Below are 20,333 nucleotides of genomic sequence, written 5' to 3' on the forward strand. Positions count from 1 at the left end.
AGACCCAAATTTAACTATGTTTGAACAATTATTTAATAGCCCTTTATTATATAGCTTATCGTTAACCTTATTGCACTTTTTGTGGCAAGGTCTACTCGTTGCGCTTACCTTAAAGTCAGCCTTATTTATTATTGACACAAACAAGCCTAAATTACGTTACGCATTAGCAACTATTGCTATGCTTGCTAATGCGGTACTGGCGATACTTACCTTCGTTATGGTTTATCCTGACACAAGTGCAAGTCTTAATAGCAACCTCAGCCCGATTCCATTAACGAATTTAGTTAATGAGCTTACTCAGCAAAACACCTTGTATAGCTATCAAGAATTACTGCCGTCTATTTTAGCTTATTCATTACCTTATCTTGCCATACTTTGGCTCGCGACCATCACGATGCTCGCCGGTAAACTTTTGATTGAGGTACGTAATGTTAATAACTTACCTGTGCATTCAAGTATTACTCCCCCTTCAGCTTTATTAGCTCGCTTTGATGAATTAGCCAAACAAATTAGCTTAGCGAAAACACCCCAATTACTCATTTCATTAAAAGCCGAAGTTCCTATGGCTATTGGTTGGTTAAAACCGGTAGTTTTATTGCCGGCTAGCATGGTGACTGGATTAGCCCCTGCGCAACTTGAAATGCTAATTTTACATGAGCTTGCTCATATTCGTCGTCACGATTATTTAGTTAATTTTTTACAGACTCTGATAGAGCTACTCTTTTTCTTCCATCCGAGTGTGCACTGGGTTGGTAAGCAAATGCGTAATGAACGGGAGTATTGTAGTGATGATATCGCGGTACAGCAATGCGGCGATGCTATTGCTTATGCACATACCTTAACTGATACCGCTTCGTTATGTTCGAAGCGTCACCTACATACGATACCAGCCATGGCAATGGCAGCATCTGGTGGTGATTTAAAAGCACGAGTACTGCGTTTAGTTGATCATCATTGCGCACCAAGTAACCTCACCAGTAAATGGCTAGCGGCTATCAGCCTGCTGCTAGCGTTAACATTACTCAGTATCAATCAATTACTAACCTTGCCTTTCGCCCATCAATTGAATAATCAATTCCCGTGGCAACAAAACAGTTCATTTGCCAATAATATCGTTCATTCGAGACTAGCAATAAGCGATCCTAAATTAGGCCAACGAGATAATATCCAACCTCGTCTATCGAAGGACTCTATCGCTCAACAACTACTGATGAGTAAAAAAACGTCTACTCAGGCTTCATTGAGTGAAGTTGTGATTATCAATGGCGATACCAATGCAACAATAAATAATGAGTTATCAATAATCCCCGCCATTAATGATAAATTGCAAATCGACAACGCTAACTCTTCCTCTAAACCTGCTCTAGCACTTTCCTCAACCAAGATAAAAGTCGAAAAAATTACTCCTATCGACACGGTCAACGCTACGTTTGTAGATTATAAAAAAACATTGGCTAAGCAAAGTCTCAGCGCTAGTTCAGCTAAAGCTCAACTTAAAGTTAACCCGGCTAAAAATAATATCGAAGTAGAGTTTATCTCTAAGAGTATTGCACTGAATAATATTGAACAAGAATCTAGCCGTATACCATCACTAACTAATGCATCGGATCGGTTGCGGGCAGAAAATAAAGTCTTTAAAAAGACTAAAGCCGAGAAAGCTATTCAATTGAGAGTATCTCCTACGGCATTAGACACGTTAAAAGCAGCAAACCAGTTTATCCCCGTCAATTTTAACGATAGCTTTGATAAGAAAAACATTGCCTATACGCCGATTTCATATCGCCACGAAATCAGCCAATTAGCAATACAAAATGATTTATATCAAACATCATATAGATTACCCCCTACCAATACCCAAGCCACTAACACCAGTAAAATAACGTTTACTAAGCAAGCTATTCATAAGCCGGTAATGACGCACGCAGCGAAATTACTTAACTCCATTAGCCCTATTTATCCCAGTGTAGCGAAGCGTCGTGGCATTGAGATGGAAGTACAAGTAAACTTTACCATTGACCGAAATGGCCGAGTGAAAGATATTCAATTTGGCCATAAGAATAAACTTATCTATTTCAAATCGGCGATAAGAACAGCTATTCGAAAATGGCGCTTTAGCCCGGCAACAAAGGGCGGAGAAAAGGTTAAAAGTAAGATGAGTAAGATATTCTCGTTTAGCCTACACGCTTAAAGGTTTAGCTTTAGTTTTCAATTACCCTCATGCTAGTTCGATATTTTCTTATATAATGAAAGTTATTCATTATGGTTGCTTATTTTTAGAGACTTACTCGTGCGTAAACTTCATATTTCGACCCTTGACCAAGACTCGACCAATAATTTGTCAGCCCCGATGACGGTATTTTGGCAACAAGGTCTTTTTGCTTCGTTTACCGGTATTGCAGGAATAAATATTCATTATGCATTATTCATACACCCTGATGATACCACGCCTTCATTAGTGCTTGTCCCCGGGCGAAGTGAAAGTTATTTGAAGTACCAAGAGCTCGCCTTTGATTTATACCAAAAAGGCTTCAATATTTTTATTATCGATCATCGGGGTCAAGGTTTATCCGAGCGATTAATTGCAAATAAACATAAGGGTTATGTTGTTAAATTCCAGCACTACATTGATGATTTAAAATATTTCATTGATCATATTGTTGCGAAAAATAGCACCAGTAAACCGTACATACTAGCCCACTCTATGGGCGGCGCGATAGCAACTCGGTTTATGCAAGACTCACCTGACTCGGTAAGAGCAGCAGTAATAGCATCGCCTATGCTAGGTTTTAATTCAGGCAGTATTCCCAGCCCTATTGCGACAGGGTTAATAAAAATTAAGTTAACACTAAACAGAATGTTCAGTGTCCATCCTTGGTATTTTATCGGACAGCAAGGTTTCTCTACCGTCTCCTTTAGCAAGAATAAGTTAACTCACTCAGCACCGCGTTATCAAAATTTTAGCGACTTATACCAACAAAATAAGAGCATACAACTCGGCGGTGTTACTTGTCATTGGCTTGCTCAAAGCATTGGTGCACAAAAAGAAATATTTGCCAAAATAAACCAGCTAAAGACACCTATATTAGTACTCCAAGCAGGAAAAGATACCGTCGTTTGCCAACAGGCACAAAATAAATTTTGTCAGCAATTACACGCACTACAACCACAATCTTGCCCTGATGGTGTCCCCATAAGGTTTGATGATGCCTATCATGAATTATTTTTTGAGATTGATGACTATAGAGACATTGCAATACAACGAAGTCTTGCTTGGTTTAAACAACATAGCTAAACCCTTAACGTTACTGCCCTAATAATTAAGCTTCATATCGAGACTGCACACCTTGCACCACTGAACTAGGATCATGATGAATAAAGACTTCACATGGAGCGAGCGCTTGACACATCTCAAACTCAATTTCATCGCCTATGCTATGCGCTTCTAATAGCGATAAATCATCACTCAATTCTAAATGAAATTGTATAAATCGCTTTGCTCCTGACTGGCGAGTGCGTAACTCATGCATACCTTTTGCTTTGCCATGAGTTAGCACAATATTTTTAATCTTAGCTAATTCATCATCACTTAACTCGCTATCCATTAACTGAGAGACACTTTGCACCATAATTTGACCGGCACCGAAAACTAAGTACAGGGCAACTAATATAGTAAATACGCCATCCGCGTGTAGCCAAATACCTTGGCTCAAAATGATTGCGGCTAAAACGCCTAAATTCAAAAAGAGATCAGATTGGTAATGTAATGCATCACCACTAATAATAATGGATCCGGTGCGCTTTATCACATAACGCTGGAAAACGACAAGCACCAGGGTTAACGCTATTGATATGAGTGTTACCCAAATAGCAATTTCTCCCTGAACTATCGGCTGTGGATTAAGTAGCCGAGAAACACCACTAAAAATAAGTAATATTGCTGAGCCCAGTACAAAGGAAGCTTGTACTAAACCCGCTAAACTTTCAGCTTTACCGTGACCAAAACTATGCTCTTTATCCGCCGGTGCTAGGGCAAAGCGTAAAATAACAATACTCATTATCGAGGCGAATAAATCTAAGATTGAGTCTGTGGTAGAGGCCAACATGGCACTAGAGTCAGTTGCTAGCCAAGCATAGAGTTTTATTACCACTAAAACCAATGCCGTTGAAGTTGAAGAAATAGCGGCTAACCGCACCCAGAATGCATATTCATCGGCAGAAGTAGAACTTGTCGCCATTACGAATCCTTAAAGAAAAATTAAAAACTGAAAACTGAAAGTCATTATTAGTTATAATAACAAAAATTTTATCACATGATGATCGTTATGCTAGATGTTGTTCTTTTTCAACCACAGATCCCGCCAAATACCGGCAATATAATTCGTTTATGCGCAAACTCAGGCTTTCGTTTGCATTTAATTGAACCGTTAGGGTTTGATTTAGATGACAAAAAACTACGCCGTGCAGGCTTAGATTACCATGAATTTGCCGCTATAAATCGCCATAGTAACTTTGCTGCTTTCATGGATAAAGAACAGCCAAAACGCGTGTTAGCTATCACGACAAAAACTAATAATTTTTATGGTGATATAAGCTTTACTGAAGGCGATTATTTATTGTTTGGTTCAGAAACCTCGGGCTTACCTGAAGAAGTGCGCGCACAAATTCCAGATGAAAATAAAATCAGAATTCCGATGTTAAAAGAAAGTAGAAGCATGAATCTCTCAAATGCTGCAGCGGTAATCGTTTACGATGCTTGGCGTCAACTAGGTTTTCCTAACGCGGTATAATCCGTATATATATAGATAATACAGACAATAAAAAGGGTAAAGCAGTGTTTGACTGATTTACCCTTTTTTTCCCTCACATTATTCTGAATCAAAAAATGTGATTACTCAAATTTCTTATCACGAGAGAGCAGATCAGCCGCAGCTGCCCTGGCATCTTTTCCGCGATAAAGTACTTGATAAACTTGTTCGACAATGGGCATTTCAACACCATGGCGCTGAGCAAGCATATAGACTTCTTTAGTGTTCCTATAACCTTCCACGACTTGAGCAATATCAGTAATCGCTTGTTTAACTTCACTACCTTGACCTAATGCTAAACCAAAGCGGCGATTACGAGATTGATTATCAGTACATGTTAGCACCAGATCACCTAAACCTGCCATGCCCATAAATGTTGCAGGCTCAGCATTCAATGCTAAACCTAAACGGGTCATTTCAGCTAAACCACGGGTAATTAAAGCTGTACGTGCATTAGCGCCAAAGCCAATACCATCCGATATACCTGCAGCAATAGCGATAACATTTTTCACCGCGCCACCCAATTGCACGCCAATAAAGTCTTTATTAGAGTAGACTCTAAATAGTTTCTCACAATGCAGTAAGTCAGATAGTTCAGCGACAAACTCATCATCAACAGAAGACAATGAGATTGCGGTAGGTAAGCCTGAAGCCATTTCCTTAGCAAAAGTGGGCCCTGATAAAACGGCTAAAGATACCTTGTCACCTAGTATTTTAGAGGCGACTGTATGTAATAGATCGCCCGCATCAGGATCTAAGCCCTTGGTTGCCCAAGCAATTTTTGCTTTTTTTGTTAACATTGGCTTAATTTTCTTAAGCATATCCCCAAAGGCATGGCTCGGGACGACAACTAATATGTTATCGCTCGCTTGCACGGCCGTTGTTAAATCAGCTTCAAGCACTAGATTTTTAGGAAAAGGACATCCACTCAGGTATTTAGCATTTTCATTATCTTGCACCATTGCTGAAACTTGAACAGCATCACGCCCCCACAGCAACGTTTTATGACCATTTCTGGCTAAACAAATTGCTAAGGCCGTGCCGTAAGAGCCAGCACCCAGTACCGTGATTTTTGCAGCGACTGTCATGTATAACCTTATTTATAAGCTAATTGATGGATGCAAATTACTAATGTGTTTCAGTGCTCTGTGGTGCATTTTCTTGCGCTGCACGTTGTTGAACATAAGAGGCATATAAGCCTTCAAAGTTAACCGGCGTTAAATTAAATTGTGGGAATGAACCACGGTTTACTAAACTTGCTACTGTTTCACGAGCATACGGGAACAATGTCGTTGGGCAGAAGGCGCCGATAGTATGTGCTATCTGTGCTTCAGGTAAGTTACCAATAGTGAAGATACCTGCTTGTTGTACTTCAGCTAAAAAGGCGGTTTTACCTTCAACTGTGGCAGTAACCGTTACCGATAAAATAACTTCATAGGTATTATCGGCTAGTTTAGTTGAACGAGTATCAAGATCTAATTTAATTTCAGGTTTCCAATCTAACTGAAATACTTCAGGAGAATTAGGTGTTTCAAAAGAAACATCTTTGGTGTAAATACGTTGAATAGCAAATTCCGGCGATTGTTGTGGTGCTGCTTCATTGTTTGCTACTTGATTTTCTTCAGCCATGAGGGGCTCCTGTTATTATAATTATTTTATTTAATGGAAGGTAAGGTTAGCTTGCATCTAATAACACATCTAACTGATTATTCATTTCTAAGGCTACTAACTGATCACAGCCACCAACATGAACATCATTAATAAAGATTTGTGGCACGGTATAACCACCGTTACTGCGTTCGATCATAGTGCTACGTATTGCCATATCACCATCGATCTTAATTTCATTGTATGCAACCGACTTATTTTTCAGTAAGCCAAGCGCATGAGTACAATAAGGGCAGTATGCTTTAGTATAAATATCAATTTTTGCCATTTTAATTCTCTGTCATTAATTCTCTGTCATTACTCAATGACATCGGTTAGTGATTTAAACGGGTAATTAACTACTTAGCGACAGGTAAGCCTGCGCTAGTCCAGCTATTCATACCACCTTTAAGTACGCTAACACGAGTAAAACCTTCTTTATGTATTTTACTTGCAACTTGTACAGCACTCATTCCTGCCGCACATACTACAATGATGGGTTTATCTTTGTATTTTTCAAGACTAGTGAAACCCTTTTCAGTGATTTTTTCATTGGATAAATTAATAGCATCAAGAATATGACCTGCTTTAAACTCTTTTTCCTTACGAATATCAAGGGCAACGCCTTCTTCTCTATTCATTAAAAAAGTTAAATCTTGTGTACTAATTTGTTTAATTGGCGACATTTTCATTTTAATTGTCGTGACAATAATCATTACCACTAAGGCAACCCAAACCGCGCTCAACATGCCATTATCGCCAGCAAAAGTAATCAATTGTTCCATAAATAAAGACCATTTTTATCAAATTTAGAATCGGCATATTATACGCAAACCTCTTAGAATTGCGAGCATATCCGACAAGGTAAAACTCGGTAAGTCTCCTTGGAACATTTCAATGCTAAATCCTTAGTGAATAACACAATCCTAGGGTGTACAATACCGGCTATATACCCAAGCTACACTAATTTTTAACGAGGAATATAATGGCGAATAAAAAATCAACGGTACTGATGATTCTAGATGGTTGGGGCTATAGAGAAGAGACTAGTTCCAATGCAATTCATCAAGCAAACACTCCGGTATTAGATGATTTAAAAGCCAACTACCCAAATATGCTAATTGATACTTCTGGCATGGCCGTTGGCTTACCTGAAGGGCAAATGGGTAATTCTGAAGTAGGTCATGTCAATTTAGGTGCTGGCCGAGTAGTTTATCAAGATTTCACCCGCATCACTAAATCAATCAGTGATGGTGATTTCGTAAATAACCCGACACTATGTCAAGCCGTTGATAATGCTGTCGCCAGTAATAACGCCGTACATATTTTTGGTTTGCTGTCTCCCGGTGGCGTTCATAGCCATGAAGATCATATTTTCGCTATGATGGAACTCGCTAAAAATCGTGGTGCAAAAAAGGTTTATTTACATGCATTTTTAGATGGTAGGGATACCCCACCACGCAGTGCTCAAACGTCTTTAGAAAAAGCCCAACAAAAATTCTCTGAGTTGTTTTCAGACAGTGCAACAGGCGAAGGGCAAATAGCGTCAGTGATTGGCCGTTATTATGCGATGGATAGAGATCAGCGCTGGGATCGTGTCGAAGCCGCTTACAACTTGATGGTTAGTGGTAAAGGTTTACATCAATACTCTAACGCATTAGATGCTCTTTCTGCTGCTTACCAACGAGATGAGAATGATGAGTTTGTTGGCGCTAGCGCGATCACAACTCCCTCAGGCGAATCTATCAAGGTCCTTGATGGTGATGCGTTAATTTTTATGAACTTTCGAGCTGACCGAGCGCGCCAATTTACTCGTTGCTTTACAGAAGGGAATTTTTCCGACTTTGAACGAAAATACATTCCGGCAATCAGCGACTTTGTGATGTTAACCCAATATGCGGCTAGCATTGACGCGCCATCAGCGTTCGCGCCTGCCACGCTTGATAATGTCATGGGTGAGTGGTTAGCAAAACATAATAAAACGCAATTACGTATTTCGGAAACAGAGAAGTATGCCCATGTCACCTTTTTCTTTAGCGGTGGTAAGGAAGATACCTTTACTGGTGAAGAGCGTATTTTAGTTCCGTCACCTGACGTGGCAACCTACGACTTACAGCCAGAAATGAACTCCACGCTACTGACCGACAAATTGGTTGGCGCCATTGAAAGTGGTAAATATGACTTCATCGTTTGTAATTACCCAAATGGTGATATGGTCGGCCACACGGGTAATTTTGATGCGGCGGTGAAAGCCTGTGAAGCGGTAGACATTTGTGTAGGCCGAGTTGTAGATGCATTGCAAAAAAGTGGCGGCGAGTGTTTCATTACAGCGGATCATGGCAATGCCGAACAAATGCAAGATAATGTTACGGGTCAGGCACATACCGCCCACACGTGTGAGCCAGTGCCGTTAATTTATGTTGGCCGAAAGGCATCGCCAGCAGCCTCTGGTACGCTAAGTGATATTTCGCCTAGCCTATTACATCTAATGGGGATGGAGCAACCAGAAGAGATGACTGGCTCAATTTTAATGACTTTAGCTAAATAAACTAAAATAGCCGCGCTCACATAGCTAAACTAAATAAGCCAAGTCATATTAAATCAATAAAGCATAGGGTTAGGTGATATATTGGCTTTTGATTTAGATCATCATCGACTATGGGATTGTTTATCCACACTTATTTAGCAAGTAAACTCATTCAACAGATTGTCACAACAAGCTTATTATTAAGCTTGTTGTTCACTTCTCCCCTGCAAGCAGCTAAATCAACGGGTAATGAAAGCGCGCAAAAACAAAACCGTGCCAAACTCAATGACGTACAAAAAGCCATTGCCAAGCAAGAGTCAAATATTTTTGATACCAATAAGCAACGCAGCAATTTAGAGCAAGAATTAAAAAGTAATGACTTGGCCATTGCCAAAGTCACAAAAGCCATCAATAAAATTGAAGGCAACCTTACACTTACCGAAAAAAAAATCACCAAATTAACCAAAGAAAAAAAACAGCTTACCCTTGCCAAACAAAAACAGGAACGTTTATTAGCGCAGCAACTCAGATCCGCTTACACGACCGGGCAACATGATTTTTTAAAATTACTGTTAAACCAAGACCAAAGTGAAAAAATACAACGAACCATTAGCTACTATCAATATTTAAACCAAGCAAGAACAAAAGAAATAGATAAATTCCAAACGACCATTGCTAAACTTTTACAAGTAAGTACCGAGCATCAAGAACAAATTGAGCATTTACAGCAACTAAAAAAAGATCAACTACAACAAGATAGCCAATTGCGGTTGAGTAAATCACAACGAAGTAAAACCTTAGCTAAATTAAGCCGCAAGTTACTTTCTAGCCAGCAGCAATTGAACAAGCTTAAAGGCGAAGAAAACAACTTAAACCAAGCCTTAAGTAAATTAGCCGCCATCCTGCAAGCAGAAATAGATTTAACCGGCTTAAGTAAGTTGAAACGTAAATTATCCTGGCCGGTTAAAGGACGTATGGCCCATAAATTTGGTACTCGTAAACAGGGTTATTTAAAGTGGAAAGGTGTCTTGATTACGGCACCTATTAGCCGACAAGTGCAAACTATTCATAATGGAAAGGTGTTATTTTCTGATTGGTTAAAAGGCTATGGCTTATTAACGGTGATTGATCATGGCAATGGTTATATGAGCCTGTATGCTCACAATCAAACCTTACTCAAGTCCGTAGGTGATCGGGTAGAAACAGGTGAACCAATCGCTTTAGTCGGTCAAAGTGGCGGTTTAGAGCAATCAGGAGTATATTTTGAAATCCGCCATCGAGGTAAAGCTCTTAACCCTAGCCTTTGGTGTCGATAACAATACCAATTTGATTAAATTTCTTCCCAACTCAGAGCTCTGCTCAATGTTCAATAACAAGGAAAATTTGTTTCGGTTTAGTCATTCTAAATCAAATAAATTTAACGATGTTAGTGGGCATCGAGCAAGCTCCCAGAGGGCGAGTACCTAATAAAAGGCAAAGGCTTACATGCTGCGTTATTGATTTTGACAAGGACGCTGCATGGATGCAGCTTAATAGAGAATGCAGACGGTACAGGAAGTACCTTATTAGATAATGCAGGAGCATATTATCCTGAGCATATTCTCCTGAATAACCATTCTCTTCAATCAATGCCTTGCCTCTAAGCCTTTTAATTCTCGCTGAATGGGAAAGAACTTGATCAACTTGGTATAGCTACCACCCCCCTTAGCCTAATTGACAGGCAACGAGCCTAAAGAAAATCACCGTGAGAGTAGTATTATTTATTTGCGCTATTTATTTGTGTTATTTATTTGTGTTATTTAGTTAAAACATTGTATTTTTTAATTTGATTGCTGCTAATGTTTATGATTCTAATAATTAAAAAGATATATATTCCCCAGTGAAAAATATTCTCCTAAAAATAAGTGTGACTCTTCTCGCGACATTATTACTTAACCCTACGCTATTTGGCTTTAAAGCACAGGCTAAATCCATCCGCGTTGCCATCGTTATTGATGATATGGGTTACCGTTATACTGATAAAAATGCCTTAAACTTACCGGGTGAAATCACCTATGCTTTTTTACCTCACACCACCTATGGTAAAAAACTTGCTGTGCAAGCCAATAGTGATAATCACGATGTGCTAATTCATATTCCAATGGAATCTGAAAATAGAAAAAAATTAGGCCCTGGTGCATTAACAAGTGACATGAATGAGCAAGCATTTAATCAAAGTTTAGCGAACTCTTTGGCTGAGATTCCCTTCGCCATTGGCATAAATAATCATATGGGTAGTTATCTAACGCAACTTTATCAGCCAATGACTTGGACCATGACCTTTTTAAAACAACATCAGTTGCTCTTTTTAGACAGTAAAACCAGTGCACTGTCAAAAGCGAAACAAGCGGCTATGGATGTCGGTGTGCCGGTGAAATCAAGGCATATTTTTTTAGATAATGAATTAAGCGAAGAATATATTAGTCAACAATTTAAGCAGCTGATCGCTATTGCCAAAAAGAAGCAAGTAGCCATTGCCATTGCCCACCCTCACCCTAAAACAGTATCGATATTAAATAAACTGATCCCGACATTAAAACTACATGATATTGAACTGGTGCCTTTATCACAATTATATCAAGACCCCAGTGCCGACGATGTCATGACGGTAGTCACTAACTAGGGTCTGTTGATCTTTCAGGGTTAAAATTTATTCAATTTAAAACGGGCTTAATCGCGGCGCGAGCTTTGTATCATAGTTATTCTATTAAATAAGCGAGCAACAAGGAGTAAGTTCGTTTTAAATGAACCCAAAGGGCAGCACTTGTTTGAAATTTATACGACGTTATCGCATGTTCATGTAGCCAGCTACACTTCACATGCTCTGCCTTGCCTAAATATCAAACATGTTGCTGTAAAAGTAATCTCGAAAGATCAACAGACCCTAGCATCAGAAGAAATAATTATAACTTAATGTTATTTTCTCGCAGCACTTGATGTAAGTATTTCACCGGAATCGCATAGGTAATGCCACTTGGGTTGCTAATAACAGCCTCTTTCGTCGCTTGTACGAAAACTTTATTGATAATACCCACCACCTTTCCTGTTTTCACATCATACATAGCACTGCCACTATTACCTGGATAAGCGGTAGCATCTAGCTGGTAGACTAAATAAGGATTACGCATACGTTTGAGCATTTTTAAATTAATTTGCTCGGCTGACACGGCAGGGATAACCGTAGGGGTAACACTGGCAATAATGCCTTGATGAGTGACTGGATATAAGCCTAAAACGCCACCAATAGGAAAACCGGTAAAAGCAATACTACTGCCGTCGGCATAAAAATCATTATCTGCTAATGTCATTGCCGGTAACGCAGGCGCCGATATTTTTAAAATCGCTAAGTCGTATAAACTCGAAGTGGCGATAATTTCCGCTTCCCTTACTTTTGCATTTCTGCCTGAGCCAATAAATACTGCCATTTTTTGTAAAAGGCTTTCATCTAATAGCGTCGGCAAGACATGATTGTTAGTGACTATATAGCGACCATCACCAATGACAAAGCCTGTTCCCCGTAAGATGTTTTGAGGCCTGCTTGTCGGTGTATGTACGCCAATCCCGACAACTGACAACTTAACCTTGGCAACCACCTCGACAAAATTAGCCTGAGCGTTACCAATAGAAAAGACAAAAACAAAGCAAGAAATGTATATATATCGGCCCATAATTTTCCCTAAATAATTTTAGCGGCATTGGCTATTGCTGATAAAGATTAGCTTAAAAAATGCGACATATAAAACCCTGACTTAGAGCGGTTGAATAATATTTTCGCAAAATCGCTAACATTGTTCATAATTAGGGCTAACGTTTATAAACAATATCATCATAGACGAGCTATATTTTCCCGTTAAGGGGGTTAAATGAATAACACTATTGTACCTATATTTGCCGGTGGTGGTACTAGACTACCGGCTCACTTAGGTGTGTTAAAAGCACTTGAATTACTCGAAATTAAGTTTGACCATTTAGTCGGGGTATCAGGTGGAAGTATTATTGCCAGTTTCTATGCCGCGGGATTAACCTTAAGTGAAATTAAAACCATTGCTTTAAAAACTAATTACAATGATTTTCGTGGTTTCTCACTGTTCAAGCTCATTCGGCAGGGAGGATTAAGTTCGGGTGATGCCTTTGAGCGTTGGGTGGACAATCATTTACAAGGTAAAACTTTCGCTCAGTTAGATAAAAACCTACATATTGTCGCTACCGATGTCACTAATGGCAAACCTGTCATCTTCGATGCTGAATTAACCCCTGATATGAAAGTATCACTCGCCGTACGGTTTTCCATGTCTATCCCCTTGGTTTTTAGCTTTAAGTCCTTTGGTAAACGAATTATGGTCGATGGCAGTATTTTATCTGAAGATGCATTGCATAGAGATTGGGATCATAAAGGTACACCCGTACTCTGTTTTCGTTTACGCGGTGAACATGAATATGATCAACTAGATGTTAATGGTTTATTCCCTATATTTAACTATGTAACCTTGCTTATTCGTACTTTTATGACCACTATTTCTCGTGAATATATTAACGAAAATTTTTGGCACAACACCATAGTAATTAATATTGGCGAGTACTCAGCAATTGACTTTAAGATGACCAAAGAGCAAAAGCACCAGCTTTATAAAATAGGCTTTAAAACAGCAATGGAAGTTATTCCGATGAAAGTTAATATGACCACTCATGAGATAGCTCATTAAATGGTTGATAAGATTATTCATAAAATAAAAGGATGATAAATGATCTCCTTTGTTCATGAGCTCATTAGCCATAGTGCCCAAAGGTCTGCTGACAAAATAGCCCTGCAAATACAAAGTAGCCAAATCAGTTATTCACAACTTAACAATCTGATTAATGTGGTAGCGCAAGGATTTTTATCCCAAGGAATTACCCAAGGTGATAGGGTTGGTATTTACTTAGCTAAAAACCCTGAAAATGTGCAAAGCCTGTTCGCTTGCTCCATAGTAGGTGCTGTCTTTGTACCCATAAACCCAGTATTAAAAACTCGCCAAGTACAGTACATAGCCAATAATTGCCAAATAAAATTACTCATCACCAATCATGCACGGTTCAAAGCACTAGCCCCTTTAATCGAGCAATTTACCACATTGTTTACCATTATAGTTATTGATGCTAATGAGCATGAATTAGCACAATCTCCGAGTACTCCAGGGGTAACTATTTTGAGTTGGCAAGCGTTTATTAGCCATAGTCCCCATACATTAAAATATAGTCAAAGTTCAAGTAATCCAAGTAGTTTAGCCGGGATTTTATATACCTCAGGTAGTACCGGACAGCCAAAAGGTATTATGCTTAGCCACCAAAATATTATTTTAGGGGCACTGTCCGTTAGTGAGTATTTACAGCTTACGGAGCATGATAATATTCTGGCGCTATTGCCGCTAAGTTTTGACTATGGTTTAAATCAATTAACCAGTTGCTTTTTTGTCGGTGCTACCTGCGTATTACTTGATTACCTCTTAGCCAATGATGTTGTCAAAGCGATATCCAAATACCAGATAACTGGCTTAGCCGCTGTACCAACACTTTGGCAGCAATTGACCAAAGCAACCTGGCCGAGGAACTCCGCTTGCTCGGTGCGATATTTCACCAATTCTGGTGGTGAGCTACCTTTGGCAACTTTAGCGATATTAAGAAAAACGATGCCACAAGCAAAACCTTACCTTATGTATGGCTTAACTGAAGCTTTTCGCTCTAGTTTTTTATCACCCGATGAAATAGACAACAAACCAAATTCGATCGGTAAAGCAATCCCCCATGCTGAAATTTTGGTATTACGTGAAGATGGTAGTGAATGTGACAATGATGAAGTAGGTGAATTAGTTCATATTGGCCCATTGGTCACTTTAGGCTACTGGAAAAATGAACCAGCAACTGCAGCACGATTTAAAGAAACGCCAGCCCAAGCTCAAAACACTCAAAATATTGCCCTAGCCGTCTTTTCAGGTGATTATGTTAAACGTGATGCTGACGGCTTCCTCTTTTTTGTCTCAAGAAAAGATGCCATGATAAAAACATCTGGCTACCGTGTTAGTCCAACAGAATTAGAATCAGTTCTCTTACAACTACCACAAATAGAGGAAGCGGCGGTTATCCCCTACCCCTCGGTAAAGCTGGGCCAATCGATTACCGCATTCATTGTCAGAGCAAGTGATAATCACCCGCTTTCAACGGCAGAGGTCTTCAAACACTGCCAACTCAACGTGCCTAACTACATGGTGCCAAAAGAAATAATTTTCTTAACTGAGCTACCTATTAATGCCAATGGCAAAATAGACTCGACACAATTAAAAAGACGATATAGCGAAAACAATCGACCTCAGATAATTAATAACAATTAACGATACGGGTAACCCTATGAATCAAGCGCCGAGCATACTGCCGACATCACTCAAAGATTTCGGTGTTAATTGTCACGAAATTAAGGTGGGAGGTATGCCCATAAGCCAGATTGAAAAGCTCGTTGGTAGTACTCCATATTACGCTTATGATCGTCAACTTATCATTAACCGAGTTGCACAATTAACAAAAGCGCTACCAAAGCAGATAGCGATACATTATGCCGTTAAAGCAAACCCTTATCCCAGCCTAGTGCAATTAATGGCAAACCAAGTATCAGGCTTTGATGTTGCTTCAAAAAAAGAAATGCTCTTAGCCATGCAAACCGGTATGCCGGTCAATAAAATTAGCTTTACCGGGCCAGGGAAAACGACTGAAGATATCGGTGCAGCAATTGTTGCGGGAGTCACTTTACATGTTGAATCCGCAGGTGAAATATCTAAGATTGAACGTGTAGCCAAGCAGCTAAAGGTTAAAGCAAACATTGCCATTAGAGTTAATCCTCAATTTGAACTAAAGTCTTCTGGTATGAAAATGTCTGGCGGCGCGAAACCTTTTGGTATCGATGAGGAGCAAGTCCCCAAAATACTAAAAACCCTTCCTTTAGCGCAAGTTAACTTGCGGGGTTTCCATATATTCACTGGCTCACAAAACCTCAATGCTGATGCTATCACCTGTGCACAGCAGCAAACGTTTGCTTTGGCTGAGCATTTAGTCACCTTGGCAACACAAGTGACTAAGGTCAAAATAGAGTATTTAAATATCGGTGGCGGCTTTGGCGTGCCTTACTTTACTCATGAGCAGCCATTAACTATTTCAACAATCGCTGATAATTTACAAGCACTTTTAAAACAATATAAAACCTTAGTTGATGGTGTAGAAATCATCATTGAACTCGGGCGTTATTTAGTGGCTGAAGCCGGAATTTACGTCTGTAAGATAATAGATAAAAAAGTGTCTAGGGGGACTAACTACTTAGTGTGTGATGGCGGTTTACATCATCACCTTGCTAATTCAGGTAATTTTGGCCAAGTTATTAGAAAAAACTACCCCTTAACGATTGGCAATAAACTCAACGCTAGTGAAACAGAGCAAGTTAATATTGTCGGGCCACTATGTACACCTCTCGATATCTTAGCTGACAAAATTAGACTCCCTAAAGCTGACTTAGATGATTATGTCGTAATATTTCAGTCTGGTGCGTATGGCGCGTCAGCAAGTCCTAAGGACTTCCTTAGCCAGCCTCAGTTAAGCGAAATATTACTATAGTTCTGATATTGGTATTAATTTTAAAATAAGCAGGGATAGTGACTATACTGGTATTAACTGGGTAATTGACACTCACATCATGGATTAATAATGAACTGGAATAAGCGATTATTAAATACACCTATTATTGGCAATATCACCAAAAGGATCGTCTCTGCTAAGGCGAGCAGAGAAGCACATAGTATTTCCGAACATTTCACTGCATTTCTCCAACCCTATGTTGCGGTAGATCAAAAATTAAAAGATGAAGTATTCCGGATTCGTCATAATGTTTATTGTGAAGAGCTCGCTTTCGAAGATGTCAGAGAAGACGGCCTAGAGACTGATGAATTTGACCAACAATCGCTATTTTCTTTAATTAAGCATAAACCGACCGAAACATTCACTAGCTGCGTGCGCTTAGTTACCTCAAACGGTCCTGATGAATTATTGCCGATAGAAAAGTATTGTATGGACTCCATTACTAATGAAGATCTAAGCCCTAAACGCTTTAATCGTAAGGAAATTGCCGAAATATCTCGCCTCGCGGTAAAGTCTGATTTTCGTCGTCGTAAAGCCGATCACTTTAAAGGCTCTAGCACGGGTGTAATCAGTGAAGTTAACTATTCAGAAACTGAATTACGCTGCTTCCCATTTATTGCTATTGGGCTATATATGGCTGCAGCAACGATGGGCATGAATACAGGAATTCGTCATGTTTACGTGATGATGGAACCAAGACTTGCTCGTAGTATGAATTTTATTGGCATTAACTTTCAACAACTTGGCAAACCCGTTGACTACCATGGTTTGCGTGCCCCTTACTATATTAACCCTGCAATTTTTATGAATAACCTTTCTCCTGGCTTTAAGAGTCTTTATAAAACCATTGAGAAAGACATTTGCTTGCAATTAGCACAAGCAGACCTAGCTTCACTAAAGAGCAATAAGTAAAAAAAATACAACTTAACAGCGGCTAACCGCTAAGCGCAATCCCATGTTACCGAAACTTGCCTCACTTATTGAAGATAGCCTTTGTTCAAACTCAAGCCTGTCAATTGACCCCTCACTACTTGCTCATTCCATACAAGGCACCGAGGGATTAGATAACTTTTCCGATAAGCAAAGAAGTCTACTGGCTATTATTACGTTAAGCCAGGTAAGTGAAATTAAGGTACTGCTCGATTTAGCTAACCAATGTGCAACAGATGAAGAACTCGCTTTTTCGTTGTACCCCATTAGTACCGGTAATAATTGGGGCTATGGCACAAGTCAGCCTGCAGGTTTAAGCAAAACTATAATCCTTTTAGATTTAGGTAACTTAACTAACATAAGTCATTTTGATAGTGAATTGGGCTTAGTGACTATTGAACCAGGCGTTACCCAGCAGCAATTGAGCGACTATTTAATTGCACATAATCATCACTACATGGTGCCCGTGACGGGCGCAGGCCCTAGTTGTTCCATCCTATCCAATGCATTAGAACGTGGTTATGGTATAACCCCTTATACCGATCATTTTAGCGCAGTGACTAGCATTCAAGGTTTTTGGGGAAATGGCACCCCTTATCAATCTGCTGTCAATGAGCTAGATGCTAGCGAAGAAAAGTTCGTCGACAAAACCTTTAAGTGGGGGCTAGGCCCATATTTAGAAGGGCTATTCACTCAATCAAACCTTGGTATTGTCAGCCAAATGACCATTCGCTTAGCTAAAGTAAAGCCTGATTTTACCTCTTTTTTTATCCAGATGGATGATGATGGCTTACTTGAAAAAGTAGTGCCTTTAATTCGACAGGTTTTACAAGATTACGAGGGTATTGTCGGATCCATTAACTTAATGGATCAACGCCGCTTGTTATCGATGTTTGCTAAAAACCCCAATGGTTACGATGCCCATAAAGTAATGTTAAATAAAGACATTAATGTTTTAGCTAAAGATTTAAAAGCCCCTTGTTGGACTGTCGTTGGTAGTATCTACGGTAGTCGCCGAGTCGTTAAAGCGGTAAAAAAAGAAATAAATGACATTTTCAAACAACTGCCTTGTAAGCGAGTTTACTCAAATAGCCCGGCAATTTTTATCGCAAATAAATTAATCAAACACCTGCCAACCCCGTTGATTAATAGGATTCCCACCTTAAGTAAAATAGCAGAACAACTCGATTCCTTTAATAAAGGCAAGGAGATTATGCTTGGTAAACCCAATAAGGTCGCCTTAAAACTCGCTTATTGGCGTCATAAAGATGCCGAGAGTTTCGATAAAAACACCTTATCTCCTGGGAAAGATGGTTGTGGATTACTTTGGTATGCGCCATTAATAATAATGAAAGCAAAAAAAATGCGGGAGTTCGTCGAGTTTATTAGAGAAACTTGTCCAAGATTTAACATTGAACCTTTCATCACTTTCACCAACTTAAAACATGACTGTGTTGATAGCACTATCCCAATAGTCTTTGACTTGAGTAACCCTAAAGCAGTTAATGATGCGCATAATTGTTTAAAAGCATTAGTTGAAGAAGGCCTTAAAAAAGGCTTTGTCCCTTATCGACTTAATATCGATCAGCAACAATGGTTGCTTAACAAAGATAGTGATTTTTGGCGAACAGTTAACCAACTAAAAATGAGCTTAGACCCCTATAATATTTTAAGCCAAGGACGATATAACCCGAGGTAATACCAATTGGACTGATTAACCGGATAAAAAAAGCCCGCTAAGATGACGCTTAGCGGGCTTAATACAATAGTTTGTGTCAAGAAATTCACTTCATCTACATCTACAGGCTAATAAAGCATCGAAGTGTTAGGATTCAAAATACACAATAAGCCTAAACGTTCTAAATCACAATAATCAACAGCATTAGCTAACATATCCATATCAATACCCAGTTGTTTTAGCTGCGAACCGGTTAATAACTCACTGTAATCTAGGTTTTGTCCTTTAAATACTTGGCTATTACTCATCACTCGCTTAGCTACATATAACAACTGTGTTTCGGTGTTGTACTGACTTAAGTCGTCAATATCTTGATCTCGAATAGGAGCAAAAATACTATAAGGTAACTGCCATTGTTTTAGTAATTCAGCAGAACACTCACCAAAAGTAAAACCTAAAATATCTTGTTGTTTCACCCAAGGTAGTAGGTTGATATCCTGACTTTCACAAGCATGCTGCTTGTCAGCCGTAATTTGATGTACCACTAACTCACCTAAGTTATGCAGTAAGCCTAAAATAAACAGTCGCTCTGCATGAACAATACCTAAGCTGGTGCCTAAAAATTTCATCAGTAAGGCACAATCAATACTTTTTACCCAAAAATCATCAAGGTAATCTTGGTTGGCATCAATGCCTTTAAATGCTTCAGTGGTGAAATAAGCAATCACAAGGTTATAGACCTCAGTAATACCTAAAACTAATACCGCTTTAGAGATGGTATCGATTTTACCTGAGTAATTAAAAAAGGGGCTATTAGCCAACTTTAATACGCTACCAGCAAGCGCAGGATCAAGTAAAATAACTTCTGAAATATCATCTATAGTTGATGCTTCATCATCAATTAATTCTCTGATCCTTATAAAAGAATCAGATAAAACAAAAATCTTACCCGCTTGCTCTACATATTCATCTGCGGTCATCTTGGTCCCTTAATTACAGCAGTCTATAAAGTTGACTATTAAGTGGTTAAGTAATCTTACTTACCCGTTAGCTA

At 39.2% G+C, this 20,333-nt stretch carries 18 protein-coding genes; 11 read left to right on the forward strand and 7 right to left on the reverse strand.

Annotated elements, in window-relative coordinates:
• Positions 1-16: 16 nt before the first annotated feature.
• A complete protein-coding gene (locus F580_RS0107670) occupies positions 17-2,188 on the forward strand; it encodes a M56 family metallopeptidase (RefSeq protein WP_019027126.1) in 2,172 nt (723 codons plus the stop codon).
• A 99-nt stretch (positions 2,189-2,287) separates the two neighbouring features.
• Positions 2,288-3,292, forward strand: coding sequence for an alpha/beta fold hydrolase (locus F580_RS0107675; protein WP_019027127.1), 1,005 nt, complete (start codon positions 2,288-2,290; stop codon positions 3,290-3,292).
• Positions 3,293-3,317: 25 nt separating this feature from the next.
• Here the strand turns inward: F580_RS0107675 and F580_RS0107680 are convergent, their stop codons facing one another.
• Positions 3,318-4,235: a cation diffusion facilitator family transporter gene (locus F580_RS0107680; RefSeq protein ID WP_019027128.1), complete on the reverse strand. Its 918-nt coding sequence runs from the start codon at positions 4,233-4,235 to the stop codon at positions 3,318-3,320.
• 87 nt (positions 4,236-4,322) lie between these two features.
• Between F580_RS0107680 and trmL the strand changes: the two genes are divergently transcribed.
• Positions 4,323-4,787 (forward strand): tRNA (uridine(34)/cytosine(34)/5-carboxymethylaminomethyluridine(34)-2'-O)-methyltransferase TrmL, encoded by a 465-nt coding sequence (gene trmL, locus F580_RS0107685; protein ID WP_026301313.1) that lies wholly within the window; start codon positions 4,323-4,325, stop codon positions 4,785-4,787.
• Between the two features lie 101 nt (positions 4,788-4,888).
• On the opposite strand, the gene gpsA is transcribed toward trmL, so the two are convergent.
• The 4 genes from gpsA to F580_RS0107705 all read right to left on the reverse strand — a co-directional run bounded on the left by gpsA (position 4,889) and on the right by F580_RS0107705 (position 7,237).
• Positions 4,889-5,893 carry an NAD(P)H-dependent glycerol-3-phosphate dehydrogenase gene (gpsA, locus tag F580_RS0107690; RefSeq protein WP_019027130.1) on the reverse strand — a complete coding sequence of 335 codons (1,005 nt, stop codon included), beginning with the start codon at positions 5,891-5,893 and terminating at the stop codon, positions 4,889-4,891.
• A 40-nt stretch (positions 5,894-5,933) separates the two neighbouring features.
• Positions 5,934-6,434: a protein-export chaperone SecB gene (gene secB / locus F580_RS0107695; protein WP_019027131.1), complete on the reverse strand. Its 501-nt coding sequence runs from the start codon at positions 6,432-6,434 to the stop codon at positions 5,934-5,936.
• Between the two features lie 46 nt (positions 6,435-6,480).
• Positions 6,481-6,741 carry a glutaredoxin 3 gene (gene grxC / locus F580_RS0107700; RefSeq protein WP_019027132.1) on the reverse strand — a complete coding sequence of 87 codons (261 nt, stop codon included), beginning with the start codon at positions 6,739-6,741 and terminating at the stop codon, positions 6,481-6,483.
• A 70-nt stretch (positions 6,742-6,811) separates the two neighbouring features.
• The gene (locus F580_RS0107705) at positions 6,812-7,237 is read right to left on the reverse strand and encodes a rhodanese-like domain-containing protein (protein WP_019027133.1); all 426 of its coding nucleotides are present in this window, start codon (positions 7,235-7,237) and stop codon (positions 6,812-6,814) included.
• A gap of 197 nt (positions 7,238-7,434) precedes the next feature.
• On the opposite strand from F580_RS0107705, the gene gpmI reads away from it, so the two are divergent.
• From gpmI to F580_RS0107720, 3 genes are all read left to right on the forward strand, one after another.
• Entirely contained in the window at positions 7,435-9,000 is a 1,566-nt protein-coding gene (gene gpmI / locus F580_RS0107710; protein ID WP_026301314.1) for a 2,3-bisphosphoglycerate-independent phosphoglycerate mutase, read from the forward strand.
• A gap of 110 nt (positions 9,001-9,110) precedes the next feature.
• Entirely contained in the window at positions 9,111-10,295 is a 1,185-nt protein-coding gene (locus tag F580_RS0107715) for a murein hydrolase activator EnvC family protein (protein ID WP_019027135.1), read from the forward strand.
• Between the two features lie 563 nt (positions 10,296-10,858).
• Positions 10,859-11,641 carry a divergent polysaccharide deacetylase family protein gene (locus F580_RS0107720; protein WP_019027136.1) on the forward strand — a complete coding sequence of 261 codons (783 nt, stop codon included), beginning with the start codon at positions 10,859-10,861 and terminating at the stop codon, positions 11,639-11,641.
• Between the two features lie 280 nt (positions 11,642-11,921).
• Here F580_RS0107720 and F580_RS0107725 read toward each other — a convergent pair whose 3' ends face one another.
• Positions 11,922-12,686 (reverse strand): S1 family peptidase, encoded by a 765-nt coding sequence (locus tag F580_RS0107725; RefSeq protein ID WP_019027137.1) that lies wholly within the window; start codon positions 12,684-12,686, stop codon positions 11,922-11,924.
• Between the two features lie 195 nt (positions 12,687-12,881).
• Between F580_RS0107725 and F580_RS0107730 the strand changes: the two genes are divergently transcribed.
• From F580_RS0107730 to F580_RS0107750, 5 genes are all read left to right on the forward strand, one after another.
• Complete coding sequence (locus tag F580_RS0107730; protein WP_019027138.1) at positions 12,882-13,721, forward strand: patatin-like phospholipase family protein; 840 nt, start codon at positions 12,882-12,884, stop codon at positions 13,719-13,721.
• A 39-nt stretch (positions 13,722-13,760) separates the two neighbouring features.
• Positions 13,761-15,383 (forward strand): acyl-CoA ligase (AMP-forming), exosortase A system-associated, encoded by a 1,623-nt coding sequence (locus tag F580_RS0107735; protein WP_019027139.1) that lies wholly within the window; start codon positions 13,761-13,763, stop codon positions 15,381-15,383.
• A gap of 16 nt (positions 15,384-15,399) precedes the next feature.
• Positions 15,400-16,650 (forward strand): pyridoxal-dependent decarboxylase, exosortase A system-associated, encoded by a 1,251-nt coding sequence (locus F580_RS0107740; protein WP_026301316.1) that lies wholly within the window; start codon positions 15,400-15,402, stop codon positions 16,648-16,650.
• A gap of 90 nt (positions 16,651-16,740) precedes the next feature.
• On the forward strand, positions 16,741-17,583 hold the full coding sequence (locus F580_RS24170) for a PEP-CTERM/exosortase system-associated acyltransferase (RefSeq protein ID WP_019027141.1): 843 nt from the start codon (positions 16,741-16,743) through the stop codon (positions 17,581-17,583).
• Positions 17,584-17,626: 43 nt separating this feature from the next.
• Positions 17,627-19,300: an FAD-binding protein gene (locus F580_RS0107750; RefSeq protein WP_019027142.1), complete on the forward strand. Its 1,674-nt coding sequence runs from the start codon at positions 17,627-17,629 to the stop codon at positions 19,298-19,300.
• Positions 19,301-19,407: 107 nt separating this feature from the next.
• On the opposite strand, the gene F580_RS0107755 is transcribed toward F580_RS0107750, so the two are convergent.
• Complete coding sequence (locus F580_RS0107755; RefSeq protein WP_019027143.1) at positions 19,408-20,259, reverse strand: HDOD domain-containing protein; 852 nt, start codon at positions 20,257-20,259, stop codon at positions 19,408-19,410.
• Positions 20,260-20,333: the final 74 nt, after the last annotated feature.

It is taken from the genome of Colwellia piezophila ATCC BAA-637 (assembly GCF_000378625.1).
In the GTDB taxonomy this organism is placed as follows: Bacteria; Pseudomonadota; Gammaproteobacteria; order Enterobacterales; family Alteromonadaceae; genus Colwellia; species Colwellia piezophila.

Bases quoted from the DNA above. Each gene is read 5' to 3' on its own strand.
- F580_RS0107705 (WP_019027133.1), bottom strand. From the start codon at position 7,237: ATGGAACAATTGATTACTTTTGCTGGCGATAATGGCATGTTGAGCGCG.
- F580_RS0107680 (WP_019027128.1), bottom strand. From the start codon at position 4,235: ATGGCGACAAGTTCTACTTCTGCCGATGAATATGCATTCTGGGTGCGG.
- trmL (WP_026301313.1), top strand. From the start codon at position 4,323: ATGCTAGATGTTGTTCTTTTTCAACCACAGATCCCGCCAAATACCGGC.
- F580_RS0107750 (WP_019027142.1), top strand. From the start codon at position 17,627: ATGTTACCGAAACTTGCCTCACTTATTGAAGATAGCCTTTGTTCAAAC.
- F580_RS0107730 (WP_019027138.1), top strand. From the start codon at position 12,882: ATGAATAACACTATTGTACCTATATTTGCCGGTGGTGGTACTAGACTA.
- F580_RS24170 (WP_019027141.1), top strand. From the start codon at position 16,741: ATGAACTGGAATAAGCGATTATTAAATACACCTATTATTGGCAATATC.
- F580_RS0107725 (WP_019027137.1), bottom strand. From the start codon at position 12,686: ATGGGCCGATATATATACATTTCTTGCTTTGTTTTTGTCTTTTCTATT.
- secB (WP_019027131.1), bottom strand. From the start codon at position 6,434: ATGGCTGAAGAAAATCAAGTAGCAAACAATGAAGCAGCACCACAACAA.
- F580_RS0107715 (WP_019027135.1), top strand. From the start codon at position 9,111: ATGGGATTGTTTATCCACACTTATTTAGCAAGTAAACTCATTCAACAG.
- F580_RS0107735 (WP_019027139.1), top strand. From the start codon at position 13,761: ATGATCTCCTTTGTTCATGAGCTCATTAGCCATAGTGCCCAAAGGTCT.
- gpsA (WP_019027130.1), bottom strand. From the start codon at position 5,893: ATGACAGTCGCTGCAAAAATCACGGTACTGGGTGCTGGCTCTTACGGC.
- grxC (WP_019027132.1), bottom strand. From the start codon at position 6,741: ATGGCAAAAATTGATATTTATACTAAAGCATACTGCCCTTATTGTACT.
- F580_RS0107740 (WP_026301316.1), top strand. From the start codon at position 15,400: ATGAATCAAGCGCCGAGCATACTGCCGACATCACTCAAAGATTTCGGT.
- F580_RS0107670 (WP_019027126.1), top strand. From the start codon at position 17: ATGTTTGAACAATTATTTAATAGCCCTTTATTATATAGCTTATCGTTA.
- F580_RS0107755 (WP_019027143.1), bottom strand. From the start codon at position 20,259: ATGACCGCAGATGAATATGTAGAGCAAGCGGGTAAGATTTTTGTTTTA.